Annotated in this window: 20 protein-coding genes; 14 read left to right on the forward strand and 6 right to left on the reverse strand. The window is 68.5% G+C overall.

Going from position 1 to position 23,127, the window contains the following annotated elements:
• The first annotated feature begins 4 nt into the window (after window positions 1–4).
• From N538_RS0120710 to N538_RS0120730, 5 genes are all read left to right on the forward strand, one after another.
• Window positions 5–1,201, forward strand: coding sequence for an acyl-CoA dehydrogenase family protein (locus tag N538_RS0120710; protein ID WP_231496285.1), 1,197 nt, complete (start codon window positions 5–7; stop codon window positions 1,199–1,201).
• A 214-nt stretch (window positions 1,202–1,415) separates the two neighbouring features.
• On the forward strand, window positions 1,416–2,591 hold the full coding sequence (locus tag N538_RS0120715; RefSeq protein WP_028638887.1) for a M20 aminoacylase family protein: 1,176 nt from the start codon (window positions 1,416–1,418) through the stop codon (window positions 2,589–2,591).
• Window positions 2,592–2,719: 128 nt separating this feature from the next.
• Entirely contained in the window at window positions 2,720–4,219 is a 1,500-nt protein-coding gene (locus tag N538_RS0120720) for a class I adenylate-forming enzyme family protein (RefSeq protein WP_028638888.1), read from the forward strand.
• A complete protein-coding gene (locus N538_RS26530) occupies window positions 4,216–5,160 on the forward strand; it encodes a CoA transferase subunit A (RefSeq protein ID WP_051549479.1) in 945 nt (314 codons plus the stop codon). The genes N538_RS0120720 and N538_RS26530 overlap by 4 nt, the downstream gene beginning before the upstream one ends.
• A complete protein-coding gene (locus N538_RS0120730; protein WP_028638889.1) occupies window positions 5,160–5,954 on the forward strand; it encodes a 3-oxoadipate--succinyl-CoA transferase in 795 nt (264 codons plus the stop codon). The genes N538_RS26530 and N538_RS0120730 overlap by 1 nt, the downstream gene beginning before the upstream one ends.
• A 39-nt stretch (window positions 5,955–5,993) precedes the next feature.
• Here N538_RS0120730 and N538_RS0120735 read toward each other — a convergent pair whose 3' ends face one another.
• The 6 genes from N538_RS0120735 to N538_RS0120760 all read right to left on the reverse strand — a co-directional run bounded on the left by N538_RS0120735 (window position 5,994) and on the right by N538_RS0120760 (window position 11,496).
• Window positions 5,994–6,518: a hypothetical protein gene (locus N538_RS0120735; protein WP_155992322.1), complete on the reverse strand. Its 525-nt coding sequence runs from the start codon at window positions 6,516–6,518 to the stop codon at window positions 5,994–5,996.
• A gap of 17 nt (window positions 6,519–6,535) precedes the next feature.
• Window positions 6,536–6,799 carry a hypothetical protein gene (locus N538_RS0120740; protein WP_231496287.1) on the reverse strand — a complete coding sequence of 88 codons (264 nt, stop codon included), beginning with the start codon at window positions 6,797–6,799 and terminating at the stop codon, window positions 6,536–6,538.
• Window positions 6,800–7,067: 268 nt separating this feature from the next.
• Window positions 7,068–8,468 carry an L-serine ammonia-lyase gene (locus N538_RS0120745; protein ID WP_197025424.1) on the reverse strand — a complete coding sequence of 467 codons (1,401 nt, stop codon included), beginning with the start codon at window positions 8,466–8,468 and terminating at the stop codon, window positions 7,068–7,070.
• A gap of 40 nt (window positions 8,469–8,508) precedes the next feature.
• Window positions 8,509–9,249 carry an SDR family NAD(P)-dependent oxidoreductase gene (locus N538_RS0120750; protein ID WP_269320364.1) on the reverse strand — a complete coding sequence of 247 codons (741 nt, stop codon included), beginning with the start codon at window positions 9,247–9,249 and terminating at the stop codon, window positions 8,509–8,511.
• Window positions 9,250–9,372: 123 nt separating this feature from the next.
• Entirely contained in the window at window positions 9,373–10,518 is a 1,146-nt protein-coding gene (locus N538_RS0120755) for a thiolase family protein (protein ID WP_231496288.1), read from the reverse strand.
• A 111-nt stretch (window positions 10,519–10,629) separates the two neighbouring features.
• Window positions 10,630–11,496 carry an alpha/beta fold hydrolase gene (locus N538_RS0120760; protein ID WP_028638895.1) on the reverse strand — a complete coding sequence of 289 codons (867 nt, stop codon included), beginning with the start codon at window positions 11,494–11,496 and terminating at the stop codon, window positions 10,630–10,632.
• A gap of 732 nt (window positions 11,497–12,228) precedes the next feature.
• On the opposite strand from N538_RS0120760, the gene N538_RS0120765 reads away from it, so the two are divergent.
• From N538_RS0120765 to N538_RS28690, 9 genes are all read left to right on the forward strand, one after another.
• The gene (locus tag N538_RS0120765) at window positions 12,229–13,770 is read left to right on the forward strand and encodes an ABC transporter substrate-binding protein (protein WP_197025410.1); all 1,542 of its coding nucleotides are present in this window, start codon (window positions 12,229–12,231) and stop codon (window positions 13,768–13,770) included.
• Between the two features lie 11 nt (window positions 13,771–13,781).
• Window positions 13,782–14,741, forward strand: coding sequence for an ABC transporter permease (locus tag N538_RS0120770; protein ID WP_028638897.1), 960 nt, complete (start codon window positions 13,782–13,784; stop codon window positions 14,739–14,741).
• On the forward strand, window positions 14,738–15,646 hold the full coding sequence (locus N538_RS26535; protein WP_051549480.1) for an ABC transporter permease: 909 nt from the start codon (window positions 14,738–14,740) through the stop codon (window positions 15,644–15,646). Before N538_RS0120770 ends, N538_RS26535 begins: the two co-directional genes overlap by 4 nt.
• Entirely contained in the window at window positions 15,636–16,628 is a 993-nt protein-coding gene (locus N538_RS0120780; protein WP_028638898.1) for an ABC transporter ATP-binding protein, read from the forward strand. The genes N538_RS26535 and N538_RS0120780 overlap by 11 nt, the downstream gene beginning before the upstream one ends.
• A complete protein-coding gene (locus N538_RS26540) occupies window positions 16,625–17,437 on the forward strand; it encodes an ABC transporter ATP-binding protein (protein ID WP_051549481.1) in 813 nt (270 codons plus the stop codon). Before N538_RS0120780 ends, N538_RS26540 begins: the two co-directional genes overlap by 4 nt.
• A gap of 212 nt (window positions 17,438–17,649) precedes the next feature.
• Window positions 17,650–19,056, forward strand: coding sequence for a sialidase family protein (locus N538_RS0120790; RefSeq protein ID WP_155992328.1), 1,407 nt, complete (start codon window positions 17,650–17,652; stop codon window positions 19,054–19,056).
• A gap of 342 nt (window positions 19,057–19,398) precedes the next feature.
• Window positions 19,399–20,877 (forward strand): amino acid permease, encoded by a 1,479-nt coding sequence (locus N538_RS26545; RefSeq protein WP_197025411.1) that lies wholly within the window; start codon window positions 19,399–19,401, stop codon window positions 20,875–20,877.
• 143 nt (window positions 20,878–21,020) lie between these two features.
• On the forward strand, window positions 21,021–21,995 hold the full coding sequence (locus N538_RS26550) for a DMT family transporter (protein ID WP_051549482.1): 975 nt from the start codon (window positions 21,021–21,023) through the stop codon (window positions 21,993–21,995).
• A 376-nt stretch (window positions 21,996–22,371) separates the two neighbouring features.
• Window positions 22,372–22,935 (forward strand): hypothetical protein, encoded by a 564-nt coding sequence (locus tag N538_RS28690; protein ID WP_155992330.1) that lies wholly within the window; start codon window positions 22,372–22,374, stop codon window positions 22,933–22,935.
• Window positions 22,936–23,127 lie beyond the last annotated feature (192 nt).

Below are 23,127 nucleotides of genomic sequence, written 5' to 3' on the forward strand. Positions count from 1 at the left end.
CCCCATGACCCTGCCGGACATTGACCCCGCCGACCCGGCCTGCCTCGACGACCTGCTCTCGGCCGACGAGAAGGCGGTCCGCAGCGCCGTGCGAGCCATGCTCGACACGTCCGTCGAGCCCTACATCGCGGACTGGTTCGAGCAGGGCCGCATCCCGAACATCCGCGAGGTCACCAAGGAGCTCGGAGCGCTCGGCGTGCTGGGCATGCACCTCGAAGGCTACGGCTGCGCCGGCATGTCTGCCGTCGACTACGGCGTCGCCTGCCTCGAGCTCGAGGCCACGGACTCCGGGATCCGGTCTCTGGTCTCGGTCCAGGGCTCGCTGGCGATGTTCGCGATCTGGCAGTGGGGAAGCGAGGAGCAACGACAGGAGTGGCTCCCCCCGATGGCCGCGGGCGACCTGATCGGCTGCTTCGGCCTCACCGAGCCCGACGTCGGCTCGGACCCGGGAGCGATGACCACGCGGGCCCGCCGGGACGGAACCGACTGGATCCTCAACGGGCGCAAGATGTGGATCTCCAACGCCCCGCACGCAGACGTGGCCGTCGTGTGGGCCCACGCGTACGGACAGAACGGCACGGACGAGGGGATCAGAGGGTTCGTCGTACCGACCGACTCACCCGGCTTCACCGTCCACGAGATCCGGCACAAGATGTCCCTTCGCGCGTCGGCGACAGGCGAGCTCGTCCTCGACGACGTCCGGCTTCCCGACACCGCTGCCTTCCCCGAGGTCCGGGGGCTGCGCGGTCCCCTCGCATGCCTCAATGAAGCACGCTACGGAGTCGTGTGGGGGGCGCTGGGCGCCGCACGCTCCAGCATCGAGACCGCGCGACGGTACGCGGTCGAACGAACCCAGTTCGGCAAACCGATCGGCGCGTTCCAGCTGACCCAGCAGAAGCTCGCCGACATGACGCTGGAGTACGTCAAGGGCTACCTGTTGGCGGTGCACCTCGGCTTGCGCAAGGACGCCGGAGGCCTCCGCCCCGAACAGGTCAGCATCGGCAAGCTCAACAACGTGCGCGAGGCGATCGAGATCTGCCGCACCGCGCGCACCATCCTCGGCGCCAACGGCATCTCCCTCGAATACCCCGTCATCCGACACCAGAACAACCTCGAATCGGTGCTGACCTACGAAGGCAGCGTCGAGATGCACACCCTGGTGCTCGGCCAGGTGCTCACCGGAATCCAGGCGTTCCGCTGAGCGCTCCCGAACCCGCGACCGACCCGATTTGCTTCACGGATCCCTACGGATTTCGCCGCTGTTCCCCGCGCCCGCGTCCCCCCAGCATGGGCGTGGCGCTGGCGCGATTCACCTAGCCCTCCGCCCGGCCACCCCAACGGCAGGAAGCCCACCGGGCTACCGGTGCCCCCGCCGACCCGACACACGACACCCCGATTCGAACGGAGACCCATCCGTGCCCACCTCCGCGGCCTACCCGCGTGACCGCTTCGCCAGCCAGCTTCGCGACTGGCGCCACCACCTGCACCGCAACCCCGAGCTGCCCTTCCAGGAGCACGCCACGGCCGCCTACCTGGCCGACGCCCTCCGCGCAGCGGGGGTCACCGACATCGCGACCGGCATCGGCGGCACCGGTCTCGTCGCCACCCTGCGCTGCGGTGACGGGACTGGGGTCATCGGGTTGCGTGCGGACATGGACTGCTTGCCGCTGACCGAGGCCGGTTCGCGGAACCATGCCTCTCGCAATCCCGGCGCGATGCACGCCTGCGGCCACGACGGTCACATGACCATGGTGCTCGGGGCAGCAGCCGTTCTGGCCTCGGAGGGCGGGTTCGACGGAACGGTGCGCTTCATCTTCCAGCCCGCCGAGGAACCGGGCCGCGGCGCCCAGGCCATGCTCGACGACTGGCTGTTCGACACCTACCCCGTCGACACCATCTACGGCCTGCACAACGCCCCGGGACTGCCCGTCGGATGGTTCAGCACCCGCACCGGCCCGATCCTGGGCAACGAGGACAACTTCGAGATCCGCGTCCTCGGCCGCGGCGGGCACTCGTCGATGCCGCACCGAGTCATCGACCCCATCGTGATCGGCGCGGAGATCGTGACCGCGCTGCAGACCATCGTCGCCCGCAACGTCCCCTACGGCGAGTCAGCCGTCCTGTCCTGCACCGAGGTGTTCACCGACGGCTCCCGCAACGCCATCCCCAACCAGGTGGTGATCCGCGGAGACACCCGCAGCTACACGACCGAGGTCAGCGACCTCCTCGAGCGGCGCATCCGAGAGCTGGCGGACGGCATCGCACGGAGTCATGGCGGAACGTGCGAGGTCACCTACACCCACGAGTTCCAACCCACAGTCAACGACGCCGCCTGCGTCGAGGTCGCAGTTGAGGCTGCCCGTTCCGTCTTCGACGCCGTGGAGGCTGACTGCGATCCCCACATGGGCAGCGAAGACTTCGGTGTGTTCGCACGTGCGGTCCCCGGATGCTTCGCATTCATCGGCAACGGCGTCGAGCCCGGCCAGGGCGGCGACCCCCTGCACAGCACCGACTACGACTTCAACGACGACATCCTCGAGCTCGGCGTGCAGTACTACGCCGGCCTCGTCCGCAGCGTCCTACGCCAGTAGCGCAGCGACGACACCGACCCCCGCCCCGCTTTCGCGGTCCTGGTCCCGCCCGCGAGGTCACGCCCACCGCAGCCACCGACCACGCACTCGGGCGTCCCTTGTCCGCCCTCTCTCCAGGAGTCCTCATCGTGCATCTCGCCTCCTTGCCCGACCTCCGTGCGCGTATCGCACCGGATCGACGCGCCATGTCCGACCACGCGCGGAGCCTGACCAATGCAGAGCTGCTCCGCGAGGTCATCGCCGCCGCCGAACACCTCCGGGAGCTCGGGATCGGCCGGGGCGACGTGGTGGCACTCAAGCTGACCAATCGGATCGAGTTCGTCACCCTGATGTTCGCGACCTGGCGTCTCGGCGCGACCGTCACCCCGGTCAATCCGAGCCTGACCGAGGTCGAGGTCGCTCGCCAGCTCGACGACGCCGGCGCCCGCCTGCTGGTCACCGACGCCGTGGACGACGCCGTGGACGATGCCGCGGACGACCCACGGGTCCCGACGCTCGCGGTCGGCCACCTGCGGCGTACGTCGCTGCAGCCGGAGATGACTGCGGAGACCGACCCGGCGGCGCTGGCTCTGCTCATCTACACCAGCGGAACCACCGGCGTGCCCAAGGGCGTCATGCTCGACCACGCCAACCTCAACGCCACGCTGGCGATGGGTCACCCCAGCCTCGACCTCGGCGCCGACGACCGGTGCCTGCTGATCCTGCCCCTGTTCCACGTCAACGGCATCGTGATCAGCGTCCTCCTCCCGCTCTCGACCGGAGGCAGCGTGATCATCGCCGACAGGTTCGACCCCCACACGTTCTTCGGCCACGTCGAGGCGCACCGTCCGACCTACTTCAGTGCCGTGCCCACGATCCTCACCATGCTGGCCGCGCTCCCACCGGAGATCGCCCCGGACACCTCATCGGTGCGGTACGCCATCTGTGGCGCGGCACCCGCCTCCCCGGACCTGTTGGACCGCTTCGAGGACCGCTACGGCATCCCCGTTCTCGAGGGCTACGGCCTGTCCGAGGCGACCTGCGGGGCGACGATCAACCCGCTCGCCGGTCTCCGCCGGCCCGGTTCGGTGGGTCTGCCGTTCCCGGGCCAGGACGTGCGGATCGTGGGCGCCGACGGAGCCGACGCTCCCGTCGGTGTGCCGGGGGAGGTGGTTCTGCGCGGCGCCAACGTGATGCGCGGCTATCTCGGCCGGCCCGAGGAGACCGCCAAGGTGCTCGTCGATGGGTGGCTGCACACCGGCGACCTCGGTTACGTCGACGAGGATGGCTACCTGACGTTGGTCGGCCGCTCCAAGGACCTGATCATCCGCGGGGGAGCGAACATCTACCCCCAGGAGATCGAGCACGCCCTGGCGGCCCACCCGGCGGTGGCCGAAGCGGCCGTGATCGGCGCACCCGACCCGGTATGGGGAGAGATCGTCGTCGCCTACCTCGAGCTCGAGGCCGGCCAGGTCGTCGAGGTTGGGCAGCTGGAGGCCCACTGCGCGGACCACCTCAGCGGCTACAAGCGCCCTGTCGAGTTCCACGTCCTGGACGCCTTGCCGCGCAACGCTCTGGGCAAGGTCGCCAAGCCGGTGCTTCGCGATCTCCGCGCGACGTCGGCCAGCGGCGTCGGGGCAGAGGTATGACCAGCTCGAAGGTCCTCGACCTCCCGACGGCGGTCTCGCGCTACGTCACCGACGGTGCGACGGTTGCGTTCGAGGGCTTCGGCCATCTCATCCCGTTCGCCGCCGCCCATGAGGTCATCCGTCAACGTCGCCGAGGGTTGACGCTGTGTCGGATGACGCCTGACCTGCTCGCAGACCAGCTCATCGGGGCCGGCTGTGTCTCCCGTCTCGTCGCCTCCTACTTCGCGAGCGGGTCCGCTGGAGCGCTGTACGAGATCCGACGGCGTGTCGAGAACGCCGACCCGGATCCCCTGGACGTCGAGGAGTACAGCCACTACGGCATGGTCTGCCGTTACCAGGCCGGCGCTGCGGGCCTGCCGTTCTTCCCGCTGCTCTCCTACGCCGGCAGTGACATCCCCGCCGTCAACCCCGACATCAAGAAGGTCGCCGACCCCTACGGCGGCCCGGCCATCTACGTGGTCCCGCCGCTGCGACCCGACGTCACGATCGTGCACGCCCAGCGCGCCGACCGGGACGGCAACGTCCAGATGTGGGGCATCGTCGGGGTCCAGCAGGAGGCCGCCTACGCAGCCCGACGGGTGATCGTCACCGTCGAAGAGATCGTTGAAGACCCCGTCGTCCGCTCGGCCCCGAACCGAACCATGATCCCCGCGCACAAGGTCGACGCCGTCGTCCACTGCCCGGGTGGAGCACACCCTTCCTACGTCCTGGACTACTACGTCCGCGACAACGCCTTCTACCGCGAGTGGACAGCCATCAGCCGCGATCGACGTCAGCTGCTGGCATGGCTCGACCATTGGGTGGACCGCGCGCCCGATCGGGCGGCCTACCTCGATCGTCTGGGCCCGGCCCGATGGCAGCGCCTGAAGGCCGGCCCGGTCCCGATCGAGCCGAGCGCCTCCCTTCGTCGCGACGTCAGCACTCCCGGAGGTGAGGGCTGATGACCGACGCGTCGCGTGTCCTCTCCGACGTCCCGCCGTCGAGCGCTGAGTTCCTCGCGTGCGTGGCGGCCCGCCAGTTGGCGGACAAGCACCGTGTTTTCGCCGGAGTGGGCCTGCCCACGCTCGCCGTAGACCTGGCGCGGCGGACCATCAACCCCGACCTCGACCTCGTGTACGAGTCCGGTGTGTGCGGTGCGGCACCCGGCGCCATGGCCGAGGGCATCGCCGACTCGGTGCTCGTCTCCGGTGCCGCAGCTGTCCTGCCCATGGCCGCGCTGTTCGGGTACGTCCTGCAAGGAGGGCACATCGACGTCGGGTTCCTGGGGGCGGGCCAGGTAGATCGCTATGGCAGCCTGAACACCAGCATCATCGGCGACTGGAAAACCCCGGCTGTGCGGCTGCCGGGTTCTGGTGGTGCGGTCGAAGTCCTGCGCAACGCCCGGGAGTGCATAGTCGTGCTCCGCCGACACGACCCGGACGCGCTGCCACTCGAGTTGGACTTCTGCACCTCGCCCAGCCCGGTGCGTGTCTGCGCGGAGGACGTGCGCATGGTCCCCGCCGGCCATGGGGTGTCGACGGTCATCACTCCTCTCGCTGTGCTGCGACGGCCCGAGAAGTTCGGCGAGCTGGAGATAGCCCAAGTGCACCCGGGTACGAGCGTGAACGACGTGCGCGCCGCCACGGGCTGGCCGATCCGTGTCGCCGCCACCGTCACCGAGACCGAACGCCCGACGGTCGAGGAGGTCCGCCTCCTGCGCGAGGAGATCGACGTCGTGCGCCTGTACCTGCGGTGAACGAACGTGGGCCGGGAACGAGGTTGTGGCGCGGCGCCGTCACTTGCCGTCAAGAAGGGCATCCACTCGTCCGCTCGAATCATGGAGCGGCATCGGCGGAACCGTCTCGGGTAGCCGGGCTTCGACGACCCTCCAGTCGTTGTAGATGCTCAGCAACAGCGCCTTGAGGTCGGCCGTCCACTCGTCCAGCGGCCTGGTGGCTGCGTCGTCGAAGTACGCCGACCAGGAACGGGTGTAGTCCACGTAGGCGTCGCGGGCTCGGTCGGTCGAGCGGTGCCAGGGAAGAACGAGCAGCCCCTCGGCATCGGATCGGGATGCCGCCAGCTCTCCGGACACCTCGATCGCCTGGGTTTGCGCGGTCGCGTACGCCTGGTCGTCAGCCGCAGTCGGGGCGGCTCGGTTGATCCCGGCGATCTCGTTCGACATCTCCTCATTCGCGGCCCGGATGACCTGTTGAGAGGCCTCCATCTGATCTAGCAGCGTGTCCAGCTCGCGGTTCGACTCCCACCAATCCCCGGCTACCACACCCGCGACCACCAGCGCCGGCGCCGCGATGCCGACCACGACCCGCGAGCTTCTGTTCACCAGCAGGTCCCGGCGTGCTGCTGTCCCGGCGTGTACTTGCGCTCGTAGGCCTTGATGGACGCACAGAACCCGTCGTAAAGCTCGGCCGCCACCGCGTCGGCCACGGTCGCGCCCGGGGGAAGCTCGGCCCACACGCCCGGCGCAATCGCGACCGCGAACTTCGCTTCCCCGCTCATCTGGTACCAGGACCGCACCTGGTCCGGTAGTGAGGACACCGCCACCTTCTTCGGATAACCCTTCGGGAACGGAGCCGGCGGCATCTCCGGCTTCTCCGTCGGCGTTACTGCAGGTGCCGTGCTGCGTGTCGCAACATCTGACGGGTCAGCAGCAGTCGACACCGTCGTAGTCGCCGTCTCCCGGGGCGCGGCAGCCGCGGGTCCGTCGTCCGCACCTCCACACGCCGTCAGACCGGCCAGGGTCGCCAACACGGCGACCGACACCCCCGTGCGTCGCATGGACCGCACCTTAGAGCTTGACCAGGCCCCGCGTCGCCCGAACGACGCCTATCCGCGGATACGGCTGAGTTAGTCAGCATTCGACGACGTTGACGGCCAGACCACCGCGCGACGTCTCCTTGTACTTGGAGTGCATGTCCCTGCCGGTGTCGCGCATGGTCTTGATGGCATCGTCCAAGCTGACCTTGTGTGAGCCATCACCGTGGCTCGCCAGGCGGGCGGCGTTGATGGCCTTGACCGACGCGATCGCGTTGCGTTCGATGCACGGGATCTGCACCAGTCCGCCGATCGGGTCGCACGTCAGTCCCAGGTGGTGTTCGATGCCGATCTCGGCGGCGTTCTCGACCTGTGCGGGAGAGCCGCCCAGGACCTCACAAAGCGCGGCCGCGGCCATCGCGCAGGCGGAGCCGACCTCACCTTGGCAGCCGACCTCCGCGCCCGAGATCGAGGCGTTCATCTTGACGAGGATGCCGATGGCTGCGGCGGTGAGGAGGAACCTCACGATCCCGTCCTCATCGGCGCTGGGTACGAACCGCACGTAGTAGTGCAGCACCGCGGGCACGATCCCCGCGGCTCCATTGGTCGGGGCGGTCACGATCCTGCCGCCGGAAGCGTTCTCCTCGTTGACCGCGAGGGCGAACAGGTTCACCCAGTCCAGGACCTGCATCGGATCACTGGCGGTAGCGGTCTCGCCGGCTTGGGTCAGCGTGCGGTAGATCGCCGGTGCACGCCGCGGCACCCGCAGCGCGCCCGGGAGCTCCGCCTCGGTCACCGGGTCGCGGCCACAGCCGGCTTCGACACAGGACTCCATCGTGTGCCACAGCTCGAGCAGGCCCGACCGGACCTCGGCCTCGGACCGCCACGTGTACTCGTTGGCCAGCATGACGTCACTGACCCGCAGCCCCTCTGACGCGCAGACGTCGAGGAGCTCAGCGCCGGTCGTGAACGGGTACCGGACCTGGATGGCAGCGTGAGGATCTGAGGGTGCGTTGAGCTCGGCGTCGTCGAGCACGAAACCGCCGCCGATGGAGTAGTACGTCTTCTGGAGCACCGGTGTGCCGACGTCGTCGTAGCCGGTGAACGTCATGGCGTTGGGGTGTCCGGGCAGGGTTCGACGCCGATGGAGCACGATGTCGTGCTCGGGGTAGAAGCGGATCTCCCTCCTGCCGCCGAGCAGCAGGGCACCTCGGGCGGCCGTGGCGGCGACACGTCGGTCCACGGAGTCGGTGTCCACGGTGGCCGGGTCCTCGCCCTCGAGGCCGAGCAGAACCGCGGTCGCGGACCCGTGTCCGCGACCGGTCGCTCCCAGGGAGCCGAAGAGCTCGGCACGCACCTGGACGACTCGATGCCGGGTATCGATGTCGTTCAGGTCGTCGGCGAAGCGCTTGGCGGCCCGCATCGGGCCCACGGTGTGTGAGGACGAGGGTCCGATGCCGACGGAGTACAGGTCGAAGGCGCTGAGTGTCACCGAGATCTCCTCGTCGGCGGGGGATCGGCCCGCTCGAGCACTGGACTCATCGCGGCGCCATGCGGATGGCTCCGTCCAGCCTGATGGTCTCGCCGTTCAGGTAGGAGTTCTCGATGATGCTGACGGCGAGGCGGGCGTAGTCGTCGGGGTCGCCCAGCCTTCTGGGGTGGGGGACGGACGCGGCGAGGCCCTCGCGGATGTCTTGTCGGAGACGAGCGAGCATCGGAGTGTCGAAGGTGCCCGGGGCGATGGTGTTCACCCGGATCTGACGACTCGCCAGGTCGCGTGCGGCGACCAGGGTGATGCCGTGGACGGCGGCCTTGGTCGCCGTGTAGGAGGTCTGGCCGATCTGGCCGTCGAAGGCTGCGACCGAGGAGGTCAGGACGATGGCCCCGCGGTCGCCGTCGACGACGTCGTTCTTCGCCATCACGGCTGCGGCATGACGTAGCACGTTGTAGGTGCCGATCAGGTTGATCCTCACGACGTTCTCGAAGGCGTCGAGCGGTGCGGGCATCCCGTGCTCGTCCAGGATGCGCGTACGGTCGCCGCCGCGACCCGCGCAGTGCACGACAGCCCGCAGAGGCATGATCTGGGAGGCCGCCTCGAGGGCATCCGCGACCTGCGCCTCGTCGGTGATGTCAGCCGGGTGAAACCGCGTAGCACTCCCGAAGGGGTGCAGGGCAGCGTCGCCCGGGCTCTCGGGCAGGTCGAGGACGGTGACGGTCGCGCCGGCTGCAACCAACCTGCTGGTGGTCGCCAGCCCGAGGCCGGACGTGCCTCCTGTCACCAGGGCCGATGTTCCCTTCACATCCATGGTGCCTCCTCGGGCTGGGACGAACTGCTGATGGCTGGTGCCATGACGTGGGGCCGTTCTGCGTCTTCCGCGACGTCGCGAGCGGTCACCGGGCGGTCACCGGGCAGCCTGGTCGAGCAGCTCGAAGACCGTGGCGTTGGCGGTACCGCCGCCTTCGCACATGGTCTGCAGGCCGTAACGGATCCCGTGGTCGCGCATGTGGTGGATGAGTCGGGTCGCCAGGACCGCGCCCGACGCGCCCAGCGGATGGCCGACGGCGATCGCGCCACCGACCGGGTTGGTCAGCTCCGGGTCCGCGCCGGTCTCGGCGAGCCAGGCCAGCGGGACCGACGCGAACGCCTCGTTGACCTCGAATGCCCCGATGTCGTCCAGCCTCAGTCCCGCTCGCTGGAGGACCTTGTGCGTAGCCGGGATCGGGCCGGTGAGCATCATGACCGGGTCGTCGCCCACCACGGCGCCGCTGTGGTACCGCACGATCGGGGTCAGTCTCAGCTCCGCCGCACGTTCGGGGGTGGTCATCACGATGGCGGCCGCGCCGTCGGAGATCTGGGAGGAGTTGCCGGCGTGGATGGTGCCGTCGTCAAGGAAGGACGGCTTGAGCTGGGCGAGCGTGTCGACCGTGGTGCCGCGGCGCAGACCTTCGTCGGCCGACAAGGTGCCGCCCTGGAACGGCACCGGCACGATCTGCTGGTCGAACGCCCCGGCGTCGGTTGCAGCGGCGGCCCGTCGGTGGCTCTCGGCCGCATACGCGTCCAGGGCGCCGCGGTCCAGCGCCCAGTGTTGGGCCACAAACTCAGCGCTCGGTCCCTGGGCGAGCTCGGTAACGCCGAACCGGTCCAGCACGGTCTGCCCGTAGGGGAAGCCGCTGGCTCGCGCGGCACCCAGCGGGACGCGGCTCATCGACTCCACGCCGCCGGCCACCACCAGGTCGAATGCCCCCGACATCACCGCATGTGCCGCCTGGTCGATCGCCTGCTGGCTTGATCCGCAGGCACGGTTAACCGTCACCGCCGGCACGGTCTCGGGCCAGCCCGCCGCCAGCACGGCGAACCGCCCGATGTTGCTCGACTGGTCGCCGAGCTGTGTGACGCAGCCCCAGATGACGTCGTCGACGTCGGCCGGGTCGATGCCGGTCCTCGCGCACAGCTCGCTTAGCACCACGGCGCTGAGGTCGGCGGGGTGGATGTCCACCAACGAACCGTTGCGTTTGCCGATCGGAGTACGAATCGCCTCGACGATCACTGCTTCACGCACCGTTGACGACCTGCTTCCTGGTGGGGATTCACGGATGGGTGCTGCTGGGGGAGGGGGTGCCGGGCGGGGCCGCCGGTCAGGCGGTCACTGTTCGCGGGCTCACAGGCCGGCCTGGTTGATGAGGTCGTCGAAGATCACTTCGACCTCGCTCCACAGCGAGAGGTGACCCTCGTTGTCGTACAGGTGCGCGACTGCGCCGGGCACGTGGGCGGCCAGCCACTTCCCGTGGGCGAAGGGGATGGTCCAGTCCGCGGTGCCGTGCCAGATGGACACCGGCACGGTGATGTCGGCCAGGTCGAAGCCCCAGTGCTGGGTGAAGGCGAAGTCGTCGTCGAGCCAGCCGTCGACGCCATGGGTGAGGCCCCGGTTGATCGACGCGAGCAGTCGGGACGCGAACTCGCCGGTGGCGTAGGCCTTGTCCGCCGGCGAGGCCAGGTCTCCCAGCGCGTCGGCGACCTGCTCGATGGACACGGCGTCGAACTTCGCGGCCTCGGACTCCAGGAGCGGTCGGAGCGCGTGCCGCCCGGCGAGGGCGGCGGTGTACTCGACGATGTTGTCCTGGCCCATCCCTTCAAAGAAGTTCAGGCCGTCGGCGCGGAACGGGGCTACCCCGGCGCCGACTGCCGCTGCGCGGCAGCGGTCGGGCAGCGTGGCTGCGCAGGCAAGCGCGTGCGGACCGCCACCGGACCACCCGAGGGTGATGAACTCCTGGCAGCCCATGTCGTCGAGCACGCCCGCGATGTCCTGGGCGATGTCGCCGATGGTGCGGTTGGGGAGTGCGGTCGACGCGCCGTACCCGGGGCGGCTGGCCACGACCAGGGCGAGACCTCGGTCGGCCGCTGCTCGGGCGACGCGCGGGTAGGGGACTGCGGCTCCCGGGGTGCCGTGGTGGAAGACCAGCGGGAATCCCTCCGGGTCCCCTTCGACGAGGTACTCGACCTCGCGACCGTCAGGGAGGGTTGCCATGCGGTAGTCGCCGCCGGTCTGTGCCATCGCTGTCGCGGCGCTCGGAGAGCTGGTCGCTGCGACTGCTTCGTCGTAGCTCGAGCCGGGAGTCGACATGGGGGTCTCCATTCGTTGAGGTCGTGGGGCCGGTCCAGGGATGTCTGGTGCTGACACCCGTTGCGGAACCTGGCGGCGTGGGGGATCTGGTGGCTCGTGCTCTCGAGCCTGGGCGGGCATCGTCGAGCCTGGGCGGGAAACGCGCGGTTCGTCGACGCGTCGGTGCGCCAGATGCGGTCGAGCACCGGCGTTCCGCCCTCCAGGGCGTCCTCGTCTGCGCGAGGCCGCACTCCAGCCTGCCGGCCACCCATCGTGGCGGCGTCGAGCCTGGATGAAAAGCGACAAGGTCTGGTCGTCACGGTGAAGGATATCCGCACGTTGCCGCCTAGCTCGGGCCGGCGGCGCCTCGATGGCCGCCTGTGCACGCGGGGCTCGAGGCGAGGTAGACGAGGAAAGGCAAATGTCCGGTTGTGCTTCAAGATCGAGGCCGGAATTTCCCGCTTTTCTTCAGCCAACGGCGGCCCTCAGGATTCGGCTACGCCACCGTCGAAAGGGTTTCTCATGCTGAAGTCGCGTCAACACGCACGGCGCCTTGCCAGGCGCGTCGGGATCGGTCTTGCCAGCGCAGTGCTCCCGGTCTGTCTGCTTGCCGGCTGCGGGAGCGGCGACTCGAGCTCGGCCGGCGGCGGTGGCGGGGTGCTCCGCATCGGCGACGCCCTGTCGCGCATCGACTCCTTGAACCCGTTCGTGGGTCGCAATGGGTTCGCTACCGCGACGTTCCGTGTCATCTACCCGTACTTGCTCCAGTACGACGAGACGCAGAGCATCGTGGGTGACTTCGCCAAGACGACCGAGGTCTCCGACGACGCGAAGACGCTGACGTTCACCACCTACGACGGGGGGAAGTGGAGCGACGGCGAGGACCTCACCGCCGAGGACGCTGCCTGGACCATCAACACGATCGTTCGTCTCAAGGACGGAGCGGCCGCCAAGTTCGCCCCCTACGTCGCCAACATCGTGCGCGCCACGGCGCCCACGCCCACGACCCTGACTGTGGAGTACAGCACTCCGACCGCCACTGCCGAAGACGGTCTGGCCTCGTTGCCGATCCTTCCCGAGCACATCTGGGCGCCCATGGCGGAGGGGAAGGGCGAGCAGTTGACGACGTTCGTCAACGACGCCCCTGTCGGTGCCGGACCGTTCCAGGTCACCAAGTACACCGAGAACCAGTTCGTGAACTTCTCCGCCTACGACGGGTACTACGGCCCGGCCCCGAAGCTCAAGGGCTTCGGATTCCAGTTCTTCACCAGCAACGACGCGATGCTGAGCGCGCTGCGTTCGCACGAGCTCGACGTCGCCTACGAGGTTCCTCCTACGGCTGTGTCGCAGCTGGAGTCCGACAAGTCGCTGACCGTCAACAACGTCCCCGGTCTGGACATCGACGTGCTCGGCTTCAACTCCAGCGCCTCCCAGGACGAGCACCCCGAGCTGAAGAACCCAAAGGTGCGGCAGGCCATCGACCTGGCGATCGACAAGGAGTCCCTGATCGACGTCGTCGCCGACGGCTCCGGCACTCTCACCGGCACCATGGTTCCGCCCGTCCTGGAGAAGTGGAACGACCCGTCCGTCACAGCGACCCCGTCCGATCTCGACGCCGCCAACAAGCTCCTGGACTCGCTGGGCTACACCAAGGGCGCTGACGGCATCCGCACCGCCGACGGCCACCCGATGGACTACACACTGCTGTTCCCGTCGGTGGCCACCGGAGCCCCCACCGTGGTGACCGAGGTCGTCAAGCAGCTCGCCGCTATCGGCATCAAGGTCGAGGCGCGATCTTCGGACTTCCCCAGCTTCCTCCAGGCCATCTACGGGCCTGACAACCAGTACCGCGGCTGGGACATGATGATCAGCGACTACGCGTTCGGCTACGACCCGTCCGGCTACCTGTTCTCGTGGACCTGCGCGCAGCTCGGCGGCAACAACCTCACCGGTTACTGCGACAAGGACTACGACGACCTGTTCGCCCGCCAAAGCACCCAGATCGGTGACGAGCGTGTCCAGACCGTCCGCGAGGCCCAGCAGCGATTCGCGCAGCAGAAGCCGGTCATCCCGCTCTACGTCGCGAACGCGATCAGCGTGGCCCGCAGCGTCGGCAACGTGCCGGAGCAGACCAGCTCCCCCCTGGTCGTGGTGAACTACATGTCGAAGCTTTGGATCGAGCAGGCCACGCTGGGATGAGGAACTCACCCTTGACCGCGCTGCTCCCGCTGACCCGACGCCTGGCCGCTGCCGTCGTGGTCACGCTGGCGGTCGCCGTGGGCAACTTCTTCCTCTTCCGGCTGGCGCCAGGCAACGCTGCCAACCTCGGGCTGGTGCCCAACGCCTCGCCCGAGCTCCGGGCGTCGTTGGAGCACCAGTTCGGGTTGGACCAGTCCACGGCCACCCAGCTGCAGGCCTACCTGATCCAGCTCGCGCACGGAAACCTCGGGGTCTCCTTCGCCAACCGGCGGCCGGTGGCCGACAACCTGTGGACTGCCCTGCTCAACACCCTGGCCATGGTGGTCCCAGGACTCATCCTGGCCCTGGTCCTGGCTCTCATCACCGGGGTGTACGCGGCGTGGCGGCGCGGCTCGGTCAGTGACCACGCGCTGCGGGCGGTGGCGCTGACCATGTTCGCGATCCCAGGACAGTGGTTGGGGATGGTGCTGCTCTACGGCGCTCGGGGCCACCTGCCGGCGGGCGGGATCTCTGATCCCTTCCTCGTCGGGACCGGCTTCCAGGCCGAGCTGGCCGACCGCCTCCAACACATGGTGTTGCCATGCCTGACCTACGCCTTGATCGTCTACGGAGCCTTCATGATCGTGCTGCGGACCTCGCTGGTCGAGACCCTCTCCGAGGGCTACATCTTGGCCGCGAAAGCGCGGGGACTGAGCAACCGCGTCATCCTGCGCCGCCACGCCCTGCGCAACGCCCTGCTTCCCCTGGTCACCCTGATCGGGCTGACGATCGGGACAATGGTCGCGGGCGTCATCCTCGTCGAGAGCGTGTTCTCCTGGCCCGGCCTGGGGGAGGCGATCTACGACGCGGTCAACGCCCGCGACTACCCGATGCTGCAGGGGGCGTTCCTGCTCCTGACGGTCGTGGTCGTGCTGAGCAACCTGGTCGTCGACATGACCTACAGCTACCTCGATCCGCGGGTGCGGCTGTGACGCCGCTGACGGCCATCGCTACCGTCGAGGGCAACCGGCGGCCGCGGATCCGGGACCACAAGGCAGCCACGCTGGGGCTGTTGATCATCGTCGGCTTCGGCACCCTCGCCGTGCTCGCGCCGGTGATCACGCCGTCGTCGGTTCACCAGCAGGCGGGACCGGTGTTCGGGCCCCCGTCGAGCAGCCACCCTCTTGGGTTGGACGACAGCGGAGCCGACATGCTCGGCCTGGTGCTCGTGGGGACGCGGATCAGCATGCTGGTCGGGCTGACCTCCACAGCCATCGCCGTCCTCCTCGGCGGCGCGATCGGCGTGCTGGCCGGTTACTTCGGGGGGAGGGTCGACTCGGTGCTCATGCGCCTGACCGACGTCTTCCTCGTCGTGCCGATCCTGCCGCTGATGATCGTCGTGGCGGCACTGTGGGGCCCGAGCGTGGGCCACGCCATCTTGATCATCGGCCTGCTGTCGTGGACCCCAACGGCGCGAATCATGCGATCGCAGGTCCTCGCCACACGCGAACGGGCCTTCGTCCGCCGAGCGAAAGCCCTGGGGGCCGGGCACGCCGGGGTCATCTGGCACCACGTCCTCCCCCGGGTGCGCGGCCTGCTCGTCGCCAACTCGGTGATCGTGCTGGCGTCCGCGATCTTCTTCGAGGCAGCCCTGGCGTTCCTCGGACTGGAGAGCGTCGCCACCACGTCGTGGGGCACCCTGATCGCGAACGCGTTCAACCGGGCCGCTTCGAGCGCGGGAGCCTGGTGGGCGTTCGTCCCACCCGGAGCGTGCATCGCACTCATGGTGCTGGCCTGCAGCCTGGTCGCGATGTCCTTCGAGGACGCCGGCAACGCGCGCGTGCCGGAGTCCCACATCTTCGCCGGCCGTCTGGAGGTGGTGCGCGATGAGCAGTGATTCGCTCCTGGAGGTCAAGGACCTCAACGTCTGGCTCCCCGGCCGCAGACGCGGGACGCGGGTGCACATCGTGCGCGACGTGTCGTTCACCGTCGGTCGCGGTGAGCGGCTCGGCGTCGTCGGGGAGTCCGGGTGCGGCAAGTCGACGACGCTGCTCTCCCTGGTCGGTCTGCTGCCGGCCCGCGCCGCCGTCTCCGGGTCCATCCTCCTCGACGGCGTCGACATCCTGGGCGGCGCGGCGCCGCGGGGACACGCCCTCGACGCCGTCCGCGGTCGCGACATCGGCGTGGTCCTGCAAAGCAGCATGAACACGCTCAACCCGGTCTACCGAGTCGACCGTCAGCTGCGAGAGGTCCTCCCCGCCCAGGTGCGCGCCGACAGCACCACGGCTCGTGCGCGCATCAGTGAGCTCCTCGACCGCGTGGGTCTACCCGATCGCGTCGCCCGGGCCTACCCCCACGAGCTGTCCGGCGGCATGCGCCAACGGATCGCCATCGCGATGGCGCTTGCTCCCGAACCCAAGCTTCTCCTGGCAGATGAGCCGACCACCGCGCTGGACACCATCGTCCAGGCCCGCATCATGGAGCTGCTCGACACCTTGTGCGCGGACGACCAGCTCGCGGTCATCCTCGTCTCCCACCACCTGGCACTGGCGGCACAGTTCTGCGACCGCCTCATGGTCATGTACGCCGGCCGGGTGATCGAGCAGGCCTCCCGCCAGGAGATCTCAGGAAACCCCGCACATCCGTACACCAGGTTGTTGCTCGCCGCGACAGCCGACCTAGGCACTCACAAGGACGACGTGATCACCATTCCGGGCGCCCCACCCAGCTTGACCCTGGCGCACTCCGGGTGCCCATTCGCCCCACGTTGCCCCGAACGGTTCGACGCCTGCACCACCGCAGTCCCAGCGCTCGACCGGGTTGCGGCAGACCACCACGTCAGCTGCTTCGCCAGGCGCACCGCGAGCGTGTCGGCATGACGTCCCTCGACCTCGACATCCGCGACCTCGTCATCGAGTACCCGGCGCGGCGCGGAAGCGGCGTCACCCGGGCGGTGGATGGCGTCAACCTGCAACTCAATCGCGGGGAGTTCGTCGGCATCGTCGGCGAATCGGGGTCCGGCAAGTCTTCGATCGCGAACGCCATCATGGGCCTGGCGCCCGTCACGGCCGGTGAACTCTGGCTCGGCGACACTAACCTCGGTGCCCTGCGAGGCAAGCAAGCCCGGCACGCCCGCCGGCGGCTACAGCTGGTGATGCAAGACCCCTTCGAGGCCCTCGACCCGCACATGAACGTGCACCGCCTCATTGAGGAGCCACTGATCGTCCACCGGTTGGGACTCTCCAAGGCCAAGCGCCGAGCTCGCGTGCGCGACGCGCTCGAGCGCGTCGGCCTGTCCCCGGCCGAGGACTTCGAAAACCGCCGCCCGCACGAGCTTTCCGGTGGACAGCGGCAGCGCGTCTGCGTCGCCGCATGCCTGATTGTCGACCCGTTCGTCGTGATCGCCGACGAGCCGGTATCGATGCTCGACGTCTCCGTGCGAGCCGGCGTCCTCCACACACTCGACGCCTCTCGCCGACGAGACAACGCCGCGGTGCTGATGATCACTCACGACCTACCCACCGCGGCGGCTTTCTGCGATCGGCTGATCGTGATGCACGAGGGCCGGATTGTCGAACAGGGCACCGCCGCCGCTGTCGTCGAGAACCCCAGCCACCGGTACACCCAGGAACTGCTTGACGCGACGCCCGCTCTGCGGAGGCAGGACAGCTCGACCCTGCGGGGTTGACGACTCACACGCCGAGGTCGGGTCAGCAGCGGCCGCGGTCTCAGGCCGAGCCCTCACCGGCGTGGGTTGATTCAGTCGGCGCGCCCGCCCCCGCTCCATCCCATTTCTCGGCGCCTCCGAGCGCACGAGGCAGCACACCGCTGCACCGGAAGTCACAAAGGAAGGGCAACACGTTGAACAAGCATCACCTACTCGCTGGAGTCGCAGCGTCCGTGCTCGCTGCAACACCGGTCGCCGCCGCAGCCCAGGGCGCACCGACCACCGCACCGGCTGAGCCCGCGTTCTCAAACACGACGTTGTTCTCGCCAGCTTCGCCGGCTGCGTTCCCACTGCAGCCCGGCGCGACGACCGCGCCGCACTCTGGCCAGTCGGGCAACAGCGAGCCGGCGATCGCCTTCGGCGGGCCCGGGAACGTGATGGCGGTCGACGGGCTAGGCCAGATGTCGGTTCAGGTCAACCTCTGGAAGGGCCACTTCGGCGAGACGCCGCCGGCGTACTTCGGCGCGATGGACACGTTCCTGCCGACCAACGGCTCCGGCCGGACCACCGTCGGCGACGGGGACGCGGACGTGGAAGTCACCTCGGCGGGGACGGTCCTGCTCGCCGACCTTGACACCCTCGTCAACCGCGGGGTGCTCGGCGGTCATGCCCCGCTCAGTTCGGCGCGGCTCGGCGTCTCCGTGACCCGCTGCCCGGCGGAGGCGTCGGGACCGTCTGGGTGCACGACCACCCCGATCGACGTGGCCGGTGCCGACCGCCAGTGGATCACGACGAATGGAGAGAATGCCTGGCTGTCCTACCACGATTCGGTCGAGAGCGAACTGATTCGGGTGTGGCGCTCGACCGACGACGGTCGGACGTGGACGCGCGTGGCCAGTCCGATCTCGGGCCAGGGCGGTGTGACCGGCGACGGCATGGCGAACAACCGCGTCGGGCCGATCGTGGCCGACCCCCAAAGCGGCAACGTCTACGAGGTCTTCATGACAGGGGAGGCCAGCGCCGAGAAGGGGAAGAGCGAAGACTTCAACAATGTCTACGTCTCGCGTTCGACCGACGGCGGTGAGTCGTGGAAGGCGCAGCTCGTCTACCACGCCCCCCGGTCCACCAACCTGTCGAACTTCTGGCCCACACTCGCCGTTGATCCCGCGACCGGCGTGCTGTGGACGGCTTGGAGCGACGAGCACGGCGTCTGGGCCAGCTCGTCGTCGGACAAGGGGGACCACTGGAGCGCACCGCTGCAGGTATCACCCGCCGCCCTCACCACCACCGTGATGCCGACGGTCGCGGCGCGCGACGGCAAGGTCGACGTCGTCTACTACGGCTCGACCGCCGACTCGGTCGACGAAGCAACCGCAGTCTGGAACGTCTACGACGCGCAGCTCCAGGGCGGCGCATGGACGAATGGACGCGTCAGCAACGCGCCGAACCATGTCGGCAAGATCTGCCTTGAGGGCGAGGAATGCACCAGCGACCGCGAACTGCTCGACCTGTTCGAGGTCGCCGAAGACCCCGCCACCGGCAAGGCGGCCGTGGTCTACACCGACACCACGACCGACACCTGGACGCTGGGTGGCGTCACCCGACAGCTGCCGCAGATCGTGCTCGCCTATGAACAGTAGTCCCTCACTCGCGCCCGCACGAGCGGCGAGATGACCCGGGTGTGAAGCCTGTGTCCCGGGCGGGCAACCGCCCGGGACACAAGCGTGACGAGTGAAGATGACCGCGCATGACTCCGGCCACTCTCGGGTCAGTGCTTGCCCGGCGCGACGCCACCGGAGCCCGCGGTCACGCACGCGGGCGAACGTTGGATCGCCAACCTCCTCTTCTTCTTCAACATGCCCTTCGCGAACTCTCGCTTTTCGCGACGTGAGCTGCCACCCAGGATTGATACCGCCCCGCGCCCGGGGTCGCCGTAGGCCATCAGTGCGGGCGATCAGGCCCGCCCACGACAGGAAGTACCGATGAGTTCGCACGCCCAAAACGGCCGCGTCCACACGACCCAGACCGTCCTCGACGAGGGATACCACCGAGGACTGAGCTCTCGGCAGATCCAGATGATGGCCATCGGTAGCGCCATCGGAGTCGGACTGTTCTACGGAACAGGCGCCGCGATCACCACGGCCGGGCCAGCGATCATCGTTACGTTCCTGGTCGCCGGCCTCATCGGCTTCCTGGTGACGCGTGCCCTCGGCGAGCTGGTCGTTTACCGGCCGACCTCCGGCAGCGTCATGGACTACGCCAGAGAGTTCCTCGGCCCCTTCGCCGGCTTCGCCATCGGCTGGTCCTACTGGGTGACAGCTGTCACCGTCTGTACCGCCGAGTTGATCGCGGCCGGCTACTACATGACTTACTGGTTTCCTGGCGTGCCGGTTGGCCTGACCGCCGCTGTCGCCCTCGCGGTCCTTCTGGTCGCGAACCTCCTCTCGGTCAAGATCTTCGGCGAGCTGGAGTTCTGGTTCGCCAGCATCAAGGTCACGGCGATCCTGGTCTTGATCGTGATCGGCGTCGGGGTCCTGGTCTTCGGACTTTCCTCGCTCGGAGACACCGCATCGATCACGAACCTGTGGCACCACGGGGGATTCGCCCCCAAGGGTGCAGGGCAGATCTTGGTCGCCCTGCCGGCAGCTTTCTTCGCCTACTCGGGAATGGAGCTAGCGGCTGGCACTGCCGGCGAGGCGGTCGACCCGCGCCGGACACTTCGCAAGGCGATCAACCTGATTCCCCTGCGAATCGGCGTCTTCTACGTCGGGTCGCTAGCGGTGATCCTGACGCTGATGCCCTGGACCAGTTACGACGAGAGCAGCAGCCCCTTCGTGCAAGTGTTCGCGGGCATCGGACTGCCCGCCGCGGCTGGGATCATGAACTTCGTAGTCCTGACGGCCGCCTTGTCCGGGTGCAACGTGAACATCTACATGGCAAGCCGTCTCATGCGTCGGATGTCCATCCAGGGCGAGGCGTCCGCTGTGTTCGGACGTCTGAGCGCTCGGCAGGTTCCCACACCTGCGCTCGCCCTGATCACCGTCGGCATCGCGGTTGGTCTCGCCGTCAATCTCGCGTCACCGGAGGGTGCCTTCAGCCTCCTCGTCGCGATTGCTGCTTGTGCAGTGCTTGGCGCGTGGACCGTCATCGTCGTCTGCCATCTCCGCTATCGCACCGCGGTCCGCGCGGGTCGACTGCCCGCCAGCGAGTTCAAGATGCCTGGGGCCCCGCTCACCAACTGGGTCACGTTGGCCCTCGTCGCGCTCGTCGTCGTCCTGCTCGGCCGGAGTCCCGACACCCGCGTCGCCCTCTACGTCGGCGCTGGTTGGGCGCTGCTCCTGGCAATCAGCTACGCGGTGCGCAAGCGGGCTCGCAAGTCGGAAGCGGGGGTCACCTCCAGCCTCTTCCTCTCAGAGACGTCGGCTCCACGAGCGCGGGGGACGCACGCGGAAACTCCGTGAGCTGCATCCCGCAGGTCGTCGCTGTCCTGCCGCCAGACGGACGTCCGTCCATGACGACTTGCGCGTCCCTTACGCCAGCCCATGCCTGCGGCGCATGAACAGCGTGCCGCGAATGATTCGACCCGAGCGGGTGAGGTTCAAGAATGCTCAAGCGACGTCAGGAGCGCCCGTTGATACCTGCGCTGCAGGCCGTCCTTGCCGCGCTGCTGTTTGGCACCACCGGTACCGCCCAGGCGATCGGCCCACACGGAACCACGCCCGTTGGAATCGGTGCGCTGAGACTCGTCGTGGGAGGCGCCGGCCTTGTCGCCGTGCTGCCGATTCTCGGTCTGGCTGCTGAGGACGCAGCACGGCTGTGGCGCACCCGGCGGGGCCTCATCGCGGGGGTGTCCACAGCGGGGTACCAGCTGTGCTTCTTCGCCTGCGTGAACCACACCGGCGTCGCCGTGGGCACGCTGGTCGCGATCGGAAGCGCCCCGATCTTCACCGGCACGCTGGCTTGGCCGACCCTGGGCGAAAGGCCGGCACGCGGGTGGGCCGCGGCAACCGGTATCTGCGCCTCCGGGCTAGCGCTCCTCACGCTCGGCGGGGCCGCAGACGCCACTGTGGAACCCGTCGGAGTGCTGCTCGGGCTGGGTTCGGGTCTGGCGTATGCCGTGTACACGGTGGCCTCGCGTTCGCTCGTCAAGGAGGGGGCGCGGAGTGAGGTAGTGATGACCGCGGCCTTTGGGCTCGGTGGGCTGCTGTTGCTGCCAGTGCTCGCCGTCCAACCGGTTGGCTGGGTGTGGACGCCGCCGGGCGCCGTCCTTGCGCTGTACCTCGGGCTGGGCACGGTCACGCTCGCCTACGTCCTCTTCGGTCGGAGCCTGACCGTGCTGCCGGCGGCAGAGATAACGACCATGATGCTGGCTGAGCCGCTGGTCGCTACCGCGCTGGCGGTGCTCGCGCTCGGCGAAGGCCTCCCTGCGATCGGTATGGCTGGGGCCGTCTTGATCCTCGTCGGGCTGGTGACGCAGGGGTGGGGAACGGGCTGGTCACGCCCCGCTCAGTCGACACCGTTGCTGGCGCGGCGCGATGTCCGTTCCTCCGCGGACCCGGCGCGCTCGATCTCGCCCTAGGTGTTGAGCCGGAGGGGAAGCAATCGCTCTCGGCCGAAGGTACTGAGCCGGTTCGACACCTGGGGCCGATCTTCCTGTTCGGTATCCCCGCTCGACAGGTCCGTGCGAATCGTGACAACTCGCGATGATCGCGGCGTCCTCGGCGGAGTGTCTCCCCGGCTGCGGGCCAGCGGGGTCGGCGACGCATCCACTTCGCCGACTTGCGCCTGGTCACCAACGTCGCGTCCGCCGCACTCGCCGCGGATGTGAGCCACGCCACGGGCGCCAAGATCGTGAAATTCCAACTCTCGACAAGGAATTCGTGTCTAGCAAGTGTGCCTCACTCGGAGGCACCCCGGTCATCCTTCGCGGTGGCCGTTCGTACCTAGGAGCCCCAATGTCCACGACGGTCATGCGCACCTTGTCAGCCGCAGCCGCCCTCGCCGCCCTCGCCGCCCTAACCCCGGTCCTAGCAGCCGCACCGGCTTACGCGGCCACCGCGACTTTCAATGACGCCGTGGGGGACATCTCGCATAGCGCCGATTTGCGTTCGGTGTCGGTGAACAACGCTGACAAGAACGTTCGCATCAGGTTGACAGTCCGGGACCTCGCGCCGAACAAGGGCGTGGGCGCCACAGTGTTCCTCGACACCGACGGCGAGCGCGGCCCGGAGTACGCGATGGTCGCCGGTCTGACCGGGGGCGCCGACTACTACCTCGTCCGCACCGACTCTTGGAAGCTCGGCAAGGCGAGGACGCCGATGACCTGCTCGCACACCCTGCGGCTGGACAATGCCGCGAACACGGCCCGGATCCGCATCAGCAAAGAGTGCTTCGAGGCAGTGCCAGGGGACGGCGACATGCGTGTCGAGGTCCGCACTTCCGGCACCGCCGACGGCAAGTCGGTTGTCGACTGGCTCGGTTCGGCTCGCACCTTCGGCGCCTCGATCGCACAGGACTGACCCACCACGGCAGCACCAAGCGGGCGGCCGGCCATGAGCGCAGCCTCCTGGCCGGCTGCCTCGTTCCCTCACCCACCAAGCGGTGCGGGTCTGGGAACCAGTTCTGACCTGCGAGCTTCGGACAACGCCAGCTTCGGCCCCCGCGAAGATGGAACGTGGACGGAGTGACGGCGGAACGCGAACCCAGACACA

The organism is Nocardioides sp. URHA0032 (assembly GCF_000620645.1).
Taxonomy (GTDB): Bacteria; Actinomycetota; Actinomycetes; order Propionibacteriales; family Nocardioidaceae; genus Nocardioides.